Below are 14,468 nucleotides of genomic sequence, written 5' to 3'. Positions count from 1 at the left end.
GCAAGCCACATGTAACTTCCATCAATGGCCTTGCGCCAACCGATCTTTATAATTTGCGGAATACCGAAGAACTTCTCGGTACTTCAGAAGCGGCTAGGGCGACCGTTTTCGAGACTGTCGCCGCGAAGACGAATGCCGATCTTCACGATTACGCTACTATATCTAATAGTAACGGAACGCACATTTCTGTGAACGAAGGATGGCTGGAATCTAATAAGATAGATGCAACGCCTTTCAGTACCTTAGTCGATGGCGATGAAATTAAAAAGATCGACGTGTGGGCCTTCGACCCGGCCGCGGGCAAAACGATTGCGGAACAAGCGCGAGATTTGCGCGCTGCTGCGCGGCTGGCGAATGCAGCAGGTGACGTGCTTCACAAAGTCGGCACGCTTGCGGCAATCCTGACGATAGGTGAAATAGCGGATAGGCTGGATGCGGGAGATGTGGAAGGAGCCAAACAAATAGTCAGGCAGGAGGCTGCTGGCTGGATTGGAGCGGAAACAGCAATACTTGCCGCTCAACCGGTGTTGGCGCCGCTTTATGCCGTACCAGTGTGGGGACAAGCGGCCGGTATAGTTCTCAATGTGGTGATTGGTGGACTAGGTGCTGTAGGAGCCCAATCGCTAGAGCCGCGAATTACGAAGGCATTTAACGATGCTCTGGCTGCTACCGCACCTGTTGGCCAAGCTGGTAACGGATATACCTTTAACCGCACGATATTGCCGAGCAATGGCGATTGGTGGCTGGATCAGGTAAAAAACGAAGAGGGAACAGTAGAGATAGTCGTAGTCGCTCGACGGCTGGAGGACGGTTCTTTACAAGCAAGCAACTTTTATCTCGATGTCTATACCCCCAAGACTATCGATGGTATATTTGAACGAGAAACATTAGCGGCGCTTACCGCAGGGCTTGGCGGCGTTCCCAAGCCTCAAATGGACGATGCTGGCTTAGGAAAAACTATTGAGCAGGTAAGCCGTAGCGGTGGTACCGTTGTCCTCATAGAAAATCATGGCCAGTTGCAAGCAGGTATTCTAAAGCCTGGGCAATCGGTTGGTTCTGGCCAACGTCTTGCCGGTAATCTCTCTGCTGAAGACGGTGCTATTCATTTTCGTTCGCCTGATGGTCAGTTCCAAGCTACGAAGGATGGCGACTTAACGATCATCGAGCGACCCGGAGAACCGCTCAAAGTTTATAGCTCTAAGAATAGATTAGGGATAGATTTCGGAGATGCGGGATCTGTTCTGGGGTCAACGCTAGGCTATCGCCTTGCGGGAGGGGATGCACTTGCCGGTGTTTTATACTCTTCGACTTTGAAGACGATCGGCGGTGCGTTGGGCGATGTTCTAGATATCGAATTATTCTCGTCAGGAAATCAAGTCGAGAAAGTCGTTAGTAATCTAGATGATAGCTTTATTGCCAATTTGAAATCCGCGGGCATTGGTGCTCTGTCGTCATTCCTGACGGCGGAACTCATTAATGCAATTGGGATCGATGGCCTCGCGGGTGGACTCGCGAACAGTGCCAGCGGCTCTTACATGACGGCGATTATTCAGGCACTGCCGGAACTTATAAATGGCACAACCAACCTCGGCAATGTGCTGGGAAGCGTCAACGTAGGTAATGTCATCGGCGGATTCCTCGGGTCAAAGCTGGCCGCGGAAATCATTTCCTTTGATACAGTTGGTGGACAAATTGGTTCCGCCGTCGGAGCCGCCCTGGGTAGTGCCGCGGCGCTGAGTAGCGCAGTGGGCTTGGTGGCCGCTGCACCCGGAACTACTGCTGCCTTGGCGCAGCTGGGCGTTCTCGCTGGACCTGTTGGAGCTGCAATAGGCGCTTTCGTCGGGTTTATTCTTGGCGGTCTAATTGGCTCAGTGTTGGGTGGGACGCCAAGCTCCTGGGCCGAATCCCAGTGGGATGAGGGCGAAGGCAAGTTCGTCGTCGCCAATGTTCGGTCAAGACATGGCGGCTCGAGGAAAGCCGCTCGCTCTCTTGCATCAGTTGCCTCGGAAACCTTCAACGGTATTCTTTCCGCGACGGGCGGCGAGTTGCTCGATCCAACGGCGGTTCAGGCCGGCACCTACGGTATGAGGGGCAAGAAGTTCGTCTACAAGCCCTTGCGCGCGGACGACATCACCCAAAAATTCTCCGGCAAGGACGCCGCGACGCGCGCCATCGGCTTTGGCGTCTTTACCGGCCTTACTGATCCCAACTTCAAGATCGCGGGCGGCGATGTCTATGTGAAGCGCGCGCTCTACAACACATTCGAGATGGGCGGCCTAGATCCGCGTGACTTCGATGCCAATGTTCTCCTCGGCAATATCGCCTCGGCCCGAGCTTATGAAAACTACCTCGCCAATTCGACGGTGATCAACGCGTTGGTTGCGGCCGAACCCGACAGCGTGTTCGCCGCCGAGACGATGATCAACCTCGCCCGCGCGGTTGAACTGGGGCTGACCCGCCGCCATGCGAGCGATTGGTATGGCGGCTTCTCCTATCTGATCCAGGAGGCGCAGACCAACGCTGGGAATGTCGAGTTCGGCTTCGACTATGATCCCTATTCGGACAAGATCAGTCGCCTGATCGGCGTCGGCGATTATGTGCTGGGCGACGCCATCGACATCGCCGGCCAGACCATGATCGAAGCGGGCGCCGCTAACGACGTCATTGACCTGCGCGGCAAGAAGCTTGCGGACCAGAGCGGCTATACCATCAATGGCGAGTTGCAGGATGATATCGCCGTTTCGGGCGCGGATTTCACCGCGACCAGCACGACCGTTAATTTCACCGCCGGCGAGTATCGCAAGCAAGTGAGTGTCGCGATCGCGAACGATGCCGACAGTGCGATCGAAAACTTCCTTGCCAAATTGTCGAACGGCACGGGCGTGAGCTCCATCGGAGGCGACGTGGGCGCCACGATCATCAGCGACGCCTCGTCCGCAGCGCACCTCTTGGTAGGCAGGAGCTTTGCGTCGGAAACGGACGGTTATGCCGTCTTCCGCCTTAGCCTGTCGAAAGCGGTGAGTGCGTCGGTGACCGTCGGTTTGGCCTTGCAGGACGGGCGTGCAAGTGGTCAGGGCGCGGACTACGGTGCAACGGGTGCCGGTAATCTCCAGGTTTCGCTCGATGGCATCGCTTGGACTAATGCAACCAGCGGGACTTTTGCCGCCGGTACGACCGAACTTTTCGTGCGCACTGCGGTGATCGCCGACAATGTCCTCAACCCCGAATATGTTGGCCCCACCACGAATCCGCTCACGGGCGAAGTGACACCGGGCAACGGCAAGCCGCAATATCTGAACGTCGAGGGCAATGAGAGCTTCACCCTGACGGCTACGGTGACGGCAGGAGCCAGCGCGCTCGCCAATGGCACGACGCCGGTATCCGGCAAGGGCACGATCATCGACGCCACCAGTGGCTCTCAGCCCTATGTCTGGCTCGACAATGTGATCGTGCACGAGGATAGCGGCACCGCGACCTTCACCATTTCGCGCAGCCCGAGCACGAGCGAGGCGGCGTCCATCACCTTCTCCACCGCCGACCGGCGCGAGCTTGCCATCGACGTCGCGGCCACGGTCGATGGCGGCGCGGGCAATGACACGATCTACGCCTCCGACCTGGGCGATAACATCTTTGGCGGCGACGGCAACGACACGCTCTATGGCGGTCGCCTCGACGACTGGCTGCTGGGCGGCGACGGCGACGATGTACTCGACGCGGGCACGGCCGACCAGAATGCGCTCGGCGGTGACGGCAATTATCTGAACGGTGGAGCGGGCAATGACCTATTGCGCGGTCGCGAAGGTTCCGATTGGCTCGAAGGAGGTGAGGGGGTTGATATCCTGACCGGCGGCGCGGGCGATGACGTTCTTGCTGGCGGCGCTGGTAACGGCGATGACCTCCAAGGCGGCGCTGGTTCGGATCAATATCTGTTCCGACGGGGCGATGGCGCCGACGTTGCATTGGATGATCCGGGTTCGGCAGGGGCTAATGATCCTGTCAGTGCGCGTATTGCAGCAATTAAGTCTGGCACGGTATCGCGAGATTGGCTCGCGGGAGGGGTATATTCTGAGAATGGTGCGCCCAATGGCGGCGAAGATTCGCTGGTTCTCGGACAGGATATCACGTTCGAGGATATTCAACTCGTTCGCGGCGGGGCGCTGTCGGGGACGACATCGAACGATCTGATCATCCAGTTGTTGCAGAAGGACGCTAACGGTAATCGCGTGCCGTCGGCTGACCGGTTGCTCATGCGGGACTGGTTCAACAGCTACAAGCGGATCGAGTGGCTTGTCCTTTCCGATGGACAGGCGGTCCGTATCGGTGACTTCACCTCTTTTATCGTCGGAACAGACGGTAATGACGTCATCATTGGTACAGACGGGCGCGATTTCGCCGTCGCTGGAGCCGGTGATGACTGGTTGTCCCTGTTGGCCGGAGATGATGTCGGTATCGGCGGAAAAGGCAGTGATTGGATATCGGGCGACGCGGACGACGATTTGCTCATTGGTGGCAATGACGACGATCATGTTCTGGGCGGAACCGGCAACGACATGCTCTCCGGTGATGCCGGCGCGGACGAAATATATGGCGGCGCAGGCAAGGACATACTGTCTGGAGGACGAGGCCATGGGGATATTGTTGCTGGAGGCACGGGTGACGATATTTTCCGTTACAATCGCGGCGATGGTATTGATGTTCTGATCGATGATTTCTCAGGAACCTGGGAAACCATCTGGCAAAACGGGGCCTATGCCTCCGGCTATGTCAGGGACGCGAACAACCGCGTTCTCAAAGGCAGCGATGTCGTTTTCGACGGTACGAACTGGATCGGGCGTATCCAATATGACGTGACCTCACAGACGCTAACGCGCCTTATCCCGGAGGCTGATGGCAGTTTTGGGAAGGACGCTACCGTTGCGGGAGAAGCCGGCGACGCGCTCGAATTTGGCCTTGGTATCAATATCCAGGACATCATGCTGGCTCAGGCGGGCTATGACCTGGCGATTGGCATCTCGTCGGAAAATTCAGGAAACGATTTCACCAGCCTGAGCGACAAGTTGATATTGTCCGACTGGTATCGCAATGCGGATCGGCCAGTCGAACAGTTCGTCTTCGCGGCCACTGGAATTCTGAACACCGAAACGACGCAGCTGATTGGGGGAACCGACGGATCGGACAGTCTTGCCGGAACATCGATGGCGGACTGGATCACGGGTAATGGGGACGACGACGTCATCGCGGGCGGTGCTGGCAATGATATCCTGGCGGGCAATAGCGGCTTCGACACGCTCAAAGGTGAAAGCGGAGACGACGTCCTTTATGGCGGCGCAGGCAATGACGTGCTCGATGGCGGCTTGGGCAACGACATTCTAAGTGGCGGAGCGGGGCAGGATACAGCTTCCTACGTCTCGGCGAGCGGTTGGGTGCGTGCTGTGCTTTCGGCCGGTTGGTCGAACGCGGGTCAGGCGGCAGGGGATACATATGACAGTATCGAGGATCTGACCGGCGGCTCCGCCGCCGATATCCTGGGCGGTGACGAAGATGACAACGTCCTGACCGGCGGCCAGGGCAACGATACCCTGCGAGGCGGGGACGGCGATGACACCTATGTGTGGAATATCGGGGACGGCGCCGACAACATCAAGGACGTCGCATTTTCCGTAGAGGAGGTCGTGACAAGCGCGGGCCAACTCGCCGACGGATATTCCGTCAAGTCGTGGGCGGCCACTGGCGCGACCGAGCCGGTTTCGGGATACCGCTATTGGCGGCTGCAGATCCAGGATTCCAGCGGCGCGCTGGTCTATGACAGCAGCAGCTATGTCTATGCCCCCTTGGCTAACCCGGCCGCGCCGGTCCCTTCCGCCTATATCCAGACGGGCTGGCTTGGCGGATTCTCCAGGACTAACGGGCAGCAGGTCACCCGTTTCGCCTATGACAGCTCGGTATCGGGCGGCGAGGATGTGCTCGAGTTCGGGCAGGGCATTGGCCTTGGCGATCTCAAGTTCACGCGGACCGGCAATGATCTTCTGATCCAGTACACAGGATCGTCTACCGCCCAACTCATCCTCTACGATCAGTTCACGGCGAATGGCGCCATCGAGACGCTGCAGTTCGCCGATGGGTCGTCCGTGCCGCTGAGTTCGATCTTGACGGCGACGAGTGCGGCCCAGCTTGCCGGTTCTTCGGGTGATGACCTGCTTCTCGGACAATGGGGGGCGTTCGCCGACAATCTCGCGGGCGGCGACGGCAATGACGTTCTCGTGGGCTATGCGGGCAACGACCTCCTTTATGGCGGGAATGGCGACGACGTCTTCGAGGGCGGCCTGGGCGCGGACCTCATCGATGGCGGCGCGAACTCCGCTTCCACCGAGGTCGGTTGGGGCGATACGGCGCGCTATGCGCGGTCTGCGTCAGGAGTGCAGATCGATCTTTCGACCGGAGCGGGCACGGGCGGCGACGCCGAGGGCGACAGCCTGGTCGGCATCGAGAATCTCGTCGGCTCGGAATTTGCCGACACCCTGGTTGGCGACGCGGGCGGTAATCGCCTGTCCGGTCTTGGCGGCAACGACGTGATCAATGGCGGCGCGGGCGCCAACGTCCTCGACGGCGGCGATGGCGACGACTTCATCAATGGCGGCAATGATGTCGATAATATCGACGGCGGCGATGGCAATGACGTTATCTATGCGCTCGACGGCGATGATCTGATTCAGGCTTCAGCGGGCAACGACCAGATCTATGGCGGGGCTGGCGACGATCAGATTCTCGGCGACGCCGGGGACGATCATCTCGAAGGCAATTGGGGCAATGACCAGTTGCAGGGCGGCGACGGCGCCGATGTTCTTGTCGGTGGCGACGGCAATGACATGCTGGCCGGTGGCGCGGGTGCGGACTGGCTGCAGGGCGACGCCGGCGACGACACCTATCTCTTCGATGCCCGGTCGGGCAGCGACACGATTGCCGATGGCTCGGGGGTCAACAGCATCGTCTTCGACCAGTCGGTCAGCATCGACGATGTCTGGCTCACCCGCCAGGGCAACGACCTGAAGATCGGCGTCATCGGCGGCGATGCGACGATCACCGTCAGCAATTATTTCAGCGCTGCTAATCCGTCTCTGGTCCGCACGATCAGCACGGCCACCCATACGCTGTTCCTGAACTACGCAATCCCGCTTGTCGGTGACATGTCGGCGAGTAGCGCCTCGACACCCCAAGCCATGCCGGCGGCCATCGCGTCTCAACTTGCCACCTACTGGCATGAGGGACATAAGGCCAAGCCGACTGGCGCCGCGCTTTCCCTCTCGATCAATGAAGACAGCGCCAGCACTCCGATGGCGACCGGCGCCGTCGACCATGACGAGAATATCCTGGGCTATCAGCTCAGCGACGGGCCGGCGCATGGTTCCGCTGCCATCGATGGGACGAGCGGCGCGTTCGTCTACACACCTGATGCCGACTTCAACGGCGCGGACAGCTTTACCGTTGTCGTCTCGGATGCGGATGGCCAATCCACCGCGATCGCCGTCAATGTCAGCGTCGCGGCGGTCAATGACGCGCCGCGCGATATACGCACCGCCGATGGCGCTTCCATTGCGGTGATCGAAGGCGCCGCCGGTTCCCCGACCGGCGCGGACAGTCCGGTCAAGCAACTGGCCGCCACCGAGATCGAAGGCGAGGCGATGACCTTCTCGCTCGCTAATGATGCAGGCGGCCGTTTCGCCATCACTAGTGACGGGCTGCTGATCGTCCAGAACCCCGCGCTTCTCGACCATGAAGCCGCGACCTCGCATATGGTCCGCGTCCGGGTGACCGATATTCATGGCGCGGCGGCGGAGAAGGATTTCACCGTCACCGTCGAAAACTGGAACGAGGCGCCCGACACGCCGGCGCTGGCGGAATCCCGGGCCATGGTGCCCGAGCCTCTTCCCGCGGGTCTCGCCAATAGCTGGGCAGCGCGCTTCACCCTGTCGGATGTGGATGGAACCACGCCCGGGTTGCGCCTCGTCAGTAATCCGTCCAACCGCTTCAAGGTCGTCGGCAATGAAGTTCGGTTCGCCGACGGTTTCGAGCCCGATTTCGAAACGCTCTACAATAGCGGCCTGACCGCTTCGGACAGCGATGGCGACGGGCAAATGGAGATCGTTCTTTCGGGAACGGTCGATGCCACCGACGGCAGCCTCTCGTCGCCCGGCAGCACGGCTTTCTCGATCCGTATCGAAGACGTCAATGAAGCGCCGACCGCGCTCGACTGGACGGCGAGCGTCGCCTCGGTCGCCGAGCGCGACCGGGTCGCCAATGGCACGACGCTGCCCGCCGTAACCATCGGAACGCTCAATGTTGTCGATCCCGACATCGCCGGCTTTGCGGATGCGAGCTACAGCTATTCGGTATCCGACGGCCGCTTCGAGGTTGTAGGCAATGTCCTTCGCCTGAAGCAAGGCGCGGCGCTTGACTATGAGGCGGGAAGCAGCGTGACCTTCACGGTCACAGCGACCGACATGAGCAGTGCGCCGCTCTCTATTCAGCGGACGATCAATCTCGCTGTCGACAATCGCGATGACGTGCTTGAGGGCGACGCCAATGCCAACACCCTCCTTGGTCAGCAGAACCGCGATCTTCTCTATGGCTTTGGCGGCAATGACTATGTCGATGGCGGCGATGGCGACGATTGGATCGACGGCGGGGCCGGTGACGATGAGCTGCACGGCAAGAATGGCAATGACACCATCTATGGTGGGGACGGCGCCGACAGCATCTACGGCGGCGTGGGCAATGACAGCCTTTATGGCGGTGCCAATAATGGCGGCACGTTCGATGTCATCTATGGCGGGGACGGCAATGACCAGCTGAATGGCGAGGATGGTGACGACATCCTGCTCGGCGGTCTTGGCAGCGACCAATTGGTCGGCGGCGCGGGTTCGGACTGGGCTGATTATAGTTTCTCAAGCTCGGGGGTTTCCGATACGACAGGCGTGACGGTCGATCTCGCCACGCCTTCCGCCAATACTGGGACTGCAGCGGGCGACAGCTATTCCAGCATTGAAAATCTCCGGGGCACGGGCGTTGCCGATACGCTGAATGGAGACGGCTCCGCCAACCGGCTGGAAGGTCTAGGGGGCAATGATACGCTACGTGGCCGCGCGGGTGATGATAATCTGCAGGGCGGCAGCGGCAACGATACGCTATATGGCGATGACGGTGCCGATACCCTGCTGGGCGACGATGGCGATGACATCATCTATGGCGGCGCTGGCAACGACACGTTGCTGGGCGGAGCGGGCAACGATCAACTCTACGCCGAGAGCGGGGACGATTATCTTGATGGCGGCGCGGGTAATGACCTGCTGAACGGGGGTATCGACAACGACACCTATATCGTGACCCGCTCGTCCGAGGCCGACACCATCTACAATTATGATCCTTCTGGCGATGATGTCGATGTGCTGGGCTTCCAGGACACCAATGGCGCCATCAATGACGAGGATCTCTGGTTCGAGGCCGTCGGCAACGACATGCGGATCAGCGTGATCGGCACGTCCTCCAGTGTCCTGATCAAGGACTGGTACGTCATTTCCGATGCAAGCAGCCGGTCCAACTACAAGATCGACTTCATCATCGCGGGTACCCGCTACAGCAGCCAGATCAATGTCGAGGGTCTGGTCCAGCTGATGGCGACCAAGACGAAGCCGACGACGGCCGCCCAGCGCGACGCGCTAATGGCCGATCTCACCTATCAGGCGCAATGGGCGACCTATTGGGGCACCAACGCCAAACCGGTCATGTCCGCCATCGGAAACCGGACGGTCAACGAGGACGGGACGATCAGTCTGACGGTCACCGCGACCGACGACATCACGCCCAATGCCAATATCCAGATGTCGGCAACGGTCATCTCCGGATCGTCCGTCATCGCCAATTCGGGGCTGGTGTTCGGCGCCCCCAACTCCAACGGCCAGCGCAGTTTCACGATCAACCCGATTGCGAACGCCAGCGGGACGGCGACAATCCGGGTACAGGCGACCGATGCAGGTGGCGTCACAGAGACCCAGGAATTTACCGTTACGGTCAATGCCGTCGCGGATACGCCGGTGGTCGCGACGTTCGCAGGCGGATCGGGGACGGCGGGGCAGGCAGGCGGCATTCCGCTGACGCTCAACGTCACCTTCCCTGACACCGATGGTTCGGAAATCCAGGAAATCTGGATTTCGGGCATGCCGTCGGGAGTCACGCTCAGCGCGGGCACTTATGATAGTTCGGCAAGTGTCTGGAAGCTCACCCCTGCCCAGACCAGCGGCCTCAAGGTCAATGCGCCGGCGGGCTGGAGCCAGGATCTTTCGCTCTCGGTTACCGCGCGCGCGACCGAAGCGGGGCAGACAGCGGTTTCGACGGTGAAGACGACCACTGTGGTCATCAACGCCCCGCCGACGGGCGCGAGCCTGTCGGGGTCGGTCAACGAGAATGCGGCAAATGGAACGACGGTTGGAACCGTTACCGGCATCGATCCTGATGCTGGCGACACTTTCAGCTATACGCTGATCGACAATGCGGGTGGGCGCTTTGCGCTCACATCTGCCGGCTTACTTAGCGTCGCCAATGGTTCTCTCCTCAATTATGAGGCGGCAACCTCGCATGCGATCACCGTGCGGGTGACCGACAGCTTCGGCCAGATCAAGGACCAGGTGCTTAATGTCGCCGTCAACAATGTGAACGAGGCGAACAGCATGCCGGCGAGCTACGGCATGGGGGTCAACGAGAATGTCGCCATCGGCACGCTTGTGGGCACGGTCGCAGCGAGCGATCCGGACAGTGCGGGCACGGCCTTTGGCCAGCAGCGCTATTATTTCTGGAATGGCTCGGCGGCGAGCGGCACCTCCGCGGATGGGCGTTATGCCATCGACGCGGTGACCGGCCAGATCAAGACCAATGCCGCGCTCAATTATGAAGCCGGTAGCCCTAGCGTCGCCTACACCGTAATCGCGCGGGATAATCAGGGCAACGCGGGCTACAGCCAAAGCTCGACCACTGTGACGATCGGGATCAACAACCTGAACGAGGCCAATAGCCTCGCTGGCTCGACCCTATATGTGAACGAGAATGTCGGCGTCGGAACAACCGTCGGAACCGTTACGGCGAGTGACCCCGATGGATCGGGCGTGGCTTTCGGTCAGCAGCGCTATTGGTTCTGGGACGGCACAAACTATTCCAGCCAGTCCTATGATGGCCGCTATGTGATCGACAATGTCACCGGCGTCATCAAGACGAACGCGGCGCTCAATCGGGAAGCGGCGGAGCCCGGACGCAACTATGTTGTGAGGGCGCGCGATAACCAGGGCAATGCGGGCTATACGGAAAGCGCGGCCAATTTCTGGATCGAGATCGCCAATGTGAATGAGGCACCCAATTCGTCGGGTGCCGAGCAGTGGGCGTTCTTTGATGAGACCGGACTGGGCAGTAATCCAGCCAACACCAATGTGGTCGTTCGCACTCTGCCGCTCAGCGATCCCGATGGAACCACACCCACGTTGGAGTTGGTTACTAATCCGGGTGGATGGTTCAAGGTGGTCGGCAACCAGATCCAGTTCACGGGTGCAAACCTCGATTTCGACTGGTTCAAAAATAACGGCTATGGATATGGCGACTATAATGGAGACGGTCGAACTGAGGCGTATATCGCCGATGTTTGGACTAGGACGAATGATGGCCAATATGTGTCGGCTTCGACGCTGACGAAAGTATTCATCCAGGACATCAACGAGGCTCCCTGGATTGCTGGTGGGCAGAGTTTCGCGATCAACGAACAGCCGGCCAATCCGACGGCCCCGATCATCACGCTCAATTGGGGAGACCCAGATGGGCAGCCTGCCAACGGTCATGTCTTCTCGATCGTGAGCGGCAACGCCGATGGCTATTGGCAGATTGATAACGCTGGCCGCCTGTCTGCGGTGAAAACTTTAGATTATGAAGATGCGGCACACCGTGCCTTTAATCTTCGGGTCCGTGTGGTTGATCAAAATGGAATGGGAATAGCTTCTGAAACGGATGTAGCGATCAATGTTCAAAATGTTAATGAGGCTCCGATAATAAATTCTAGCGCCTCTCCCGTAACAAATTCATTTTTCAAGGGAACGGTATCTAAAAAAAGTGCAAATGTTTTCTGGGTAAATAATAACAGGCCAAATGGAGCAATCGTCTCGTTGAATCCTTATGATCCAGAAGGATCAACTTCATTTTCTTATCAGATAACTGATTTTACAGTCGGTGAAATAAATCATGGCAAGCTAGGATTTTGGGGTGACACTACTAGTCAAATTTCATTATCGGTTAACGCAAATGGGGAAATTATATTTACTGGAGATTATTTAAGATGGGATGGGCTTTTTAAAAAGTCGGACGGTACATATAATATGTCGCTTGTATATGATTTTAATGTCAGAGTTTATGATGGCGGCGGCGCGTATTCAGTAAATCATATGCAGGTAGTGTTTATGAGCGCTTCGTCTTCCAGCGTTCCTCCAATTATTTTTGACTTGGATGGCGATGGTATAGAATTGGTATCCGCAAACGGCAGTGAAGTGTACTATGACATGGACGGTGACAAAGTGGCTGACCGCACAGGTTGGATCGGACGTGATGATGGCATGCTGGTACTTGATCGCAACGGCAATGGGATGATTGACGATGTCAACGAGATATCGTTCGCCGACGAAACTGCCGGAGCGATCTCCGATCTCGAGGGACTTCGTGCTTTCGACAGCGACGCAAATGGCTTCTTTGATAGTAGCGATGATCGCTATGCTGAATTCCGCATTTGGAGAGATGCCAACCAGGACGGGATCAGCCAAAGCGAAGAACTCTATAGCTTGGCTGATGCTGGCATCTCGCAGATCAACCTCACCTTCAATCCGACCGGCGAAGAGCCTGGCGGGAGTGACAATGTGATATACGCGACGTCCGAATATCTTAAGACCGATGGCACGACGGGAACTGTCGGCGACGTTTTTCTTTCGTTCGATCCTTCCGAACTTGCAACTGCGGCGCCCGTCATCCTTGACTATGACGGCGATGGCGCTGGCCTTGTGTCCGTGACCTCAAGCACCGTTCGCTTCGATATGGACGGCGATGGTACGACGGAACGCACAGGCTGGATCGAGTCCGGGGACGCTTTCCTGGCGTTGGACCGCAATGGCGATGGCGAGATATCCGACATTGCCGAAATCTCCTTCGTCGGTGATCTGGAAGGCGCCAAGACCGACCTTGAAGGCCTCAAGGCGTTCGACAGCAACGGCGATGATGTGCTGGACGCGCTCGATGCGCGCTTTGCCGAGTTCAAGCTTTGGTTCGACACCAATGGCAACGGCGTCTCGGATGCGGGTGAGGTGAAGAGTCTCGCCGAAGCCGGGGTCAGCGCCATTGGTCTTTCGTCTGTAGCGCCGGAGAAGAGCGATGACGGCGGCAACATCATCTACGGCAAGGCGAGCTTTACGCGGACGGATGGCACGAACGGCACGGCCCTTGACGCCGGGCTAGCCTATGTGCGCGGTGACGGCAGCGCGGGTGAGGCTTATTCGGCATGGACGGGCACCGAAACGCCCGCCACTTCGGATGATCCCGTTGTCCCGGCGATCGACGTCGAGCGGCAGGAATATGAGCGCAAGTCGAAGCGCTATATGATCTCGACGGCCGGCGGCCAGATGTTCGTTCGTCGGCGGAGTGATACCGCCGTTCTGGACGGACGCTCGGGCCTGGTCGATCCGGCGACCATCCTCTCCTTCTCCAACAAGGATATCGGCATGGTTTCGCCGATCATCCTCGATCTGGATGGCGATGGCGTTGAGATGCGTTCGATCAAGAAAGCCAAGGCCGCATTCGACATGAATGGAGATGGCATTGCCGACAATAGCGGCTGGGTTGGGAAGGGTGATGGGTTCCTCGTCATCGACCGCGACGGTGACGGCAGCATCACCAGTGCTTCGGAACTTAGCTTCCTTACCGAAAAGAGCGACGCCAAGAGCGACCTTGATGCGCTTGGGGCGCTCGATTCCAACAAGGATGGCAAGATCGACGCAAGCGACACCCGCTTCGGTGAACTCAAGATCTGGGTGGATGGCGATGGGGATGGCGCGACCGATAGCGGGGAACTCATGACCCTGGCCGATCACGGCATCACCTCGATCAGCCTGTCGTCACGCGCGGTCGAGCAGAATGTGAAGATCGGATCGAACGTCGTGCTGGCGACCTCGACCTTCACGCGCGCGAACGGTTCGGTCGGGACCCTGGGCGATGTGGCGCTCGCCTACAAGCCCGGCGAAGAAGCTAGCCAGCCCGCGACCGGGTGGGAGACCCTTTTGGCGCGCATGACGCAGCAGATGGCGGCGTTCGGGGCAGAAGGGGGAGAGGGCGAACTGAACACCCGCTCTGTCAAGGCCGAAGCGCTCTATGATTATTTCGCGGCCTGATTATAGGATTTT

Annotated in this window: 2 protein-coding genes; one reads left to right on the top strand and one right to left on the bottom strand. The window is 58.7% G+C overall.

Going from position 1 to position 14,468, the window contains the following annotated elements; translation table 11 throughout:
• Positions 1-242: 242 nt before the first annotated feature.
• Entirely contained in the window at positions 243-521 is a 279-nt protein-coding gene (locus ACZ5YV_RS17490) for a hypothetical protein (protein ID WP_464789943.1), read from the bottom strand.
• Between the two features lie 1,014 nt (positions 522-1,535).
• Between ACZ5YV_RS17490 and ACZ5YV_RS17485 the strand changes: the two genes are divergently transcribed.
• Entirely contained in the window at positions 1,536-14,456 is a 12,921-nt protein-coding gene (locus tag ACZ5YV_RS17485) for a cadherin domain-containing protein (protein ID WP_464789942.1), read from the top strand.
• The last annotated feature ends 12 nt before the right edge of the window (positions 14,457-14,468 follow it).

It is taken from the genome of Sphingobium sp. TomTYG46 (assembly GCF_055396345.1).
This window is presented reverse-complemented; position numbering and strand designations above follow the sequence as displayed.

Coding starts and splice junctions, on each gene's coding strand:
- ACZ5YV_RS17485 (WP_464789942.1), top strand. CDS start 1,536: ATGACGGCGATTATTCAGGCACTGCCGGAACTTATAAATGGCACAACC.